Annotated in this window: 1 protein-coding gene and 1 pseudogene; both read right to left on the bottom strand. The window is 28.2% G+C overall.

The window, feature by feature from the left end; all coding sequences use genetic code 11:
- Positions 1–263 (bottom strand): single-stranded DNA-binding protein (locus DES33_RS09580; protein ID WP_110058845.1); only part of this gene is annotated, 263 nt, incomplete at its 3' end.
- A 221-nt stretch (positions 264–484) separates the two neighbouring features.
- Positions 485–1,030: pseudogene (locus DES33_RS09575) on the bottom strand (DNA alkylation repair protein); the annotation flags it as partial.
- Between the last annotated feature and the right edge of the window lie 82 nt (positions 1,031–1,112).

Here is a 1,112-nt window from a genome sequence, read left to right as displayed (position 1 = left end):
ACTATAAAATTCTTGTAGACCTTATCTCCTTTTTTGTTTTCTTTGAAATATCCAAAGACATGGATTAGATCTCCTTTTTCAAATTCTTTTACAATCTCTACCTTTTCTCCATATACTGAGCAATTTGTATATTCTTTGCCCTTGCCATATTTTTTTACAAGAGAAAAATTTGCTACTTGAACATTTTCTCCATCCTTTTCAAATTCTGAAAATTCAGCTTCCTTAACTAAATTTGCATTAATATTTATCATTTCTCTATCCATTGATTTCTTCTCCTTAATCTAAAAATTTCAATTAAAAAAGCGACTGAACTTATATTTCAATCGCTAAATGTCTTATATATTAAATTGCTTTAAGTGGGACTTCTTATCCTTATCAACTTAACCTCCTAATTTTGAGTATAAAAAAAGACGATAGAGTTTTTAATTTCTATCACCTTAGGTACTATTTCCATTTAATTTTTTAGTTAGATAAATTGAATTTGTTATACAATAAATTTACTTGCTAACTTATACACTTGATTTATTTCTTTGCTTTCCAACTTCCAGCTATTGAGTTCAGCTTTAATTAATTCTGGAAATTTTTTGCTAATATCTCTTAAAGCATTTCCAACCGATTTTCTTACATATTCACTCGAATCTTCTTTTAAATTGACTAATCTTTCAATAGCTTCATTCGGATTTTCTTTGAAATATGGTCTACTTGTCCATATTCTTAATCCCTCTGTTACTGCTCTCCTCGTATTCGGATTTTCATTTTCTAACCATTCATCAATTATTGGGAGTGCTTTTTCATATCCTATTTTCTTGCAAAATTCATCAAATGCCTTTGCCAACACTTCCTGAACTCTCCAATTGTCATCTTTGGAAACTTCATCTCTCATAAATCTTAAAATTTCTTCATCTAATGATAAATATCCAAATAGAAACACACCATACATTCTAACTTGATATACATTGGATTTATAAGCTAAAAATGCCAATTTTTTGCTATGTTCATTATTATTTGATTTATAATTGACCTGAACCCGTAAACACGGAATAATTTAATAATATTTTAAGCGGAATGTAATCTGTACATAACAGGGGACATTCCGTTTAATTTTGTTTTAA

Origin of the sequence: Finegoldia magna, from assembly GCF_003182075.1 — a bacterium.
Taxonomy (GTDB): Bacteria; Bacillota; Clostridia; order Tissierellales; family Peptoniphilaceae; genus Finegoldia; species Finegoldia magna.
The sequence above is the reverse complement of the archived record's forward strand: the minus strand, read 5'-3'. Positions and strand labels throughout refer to the sequence as shown.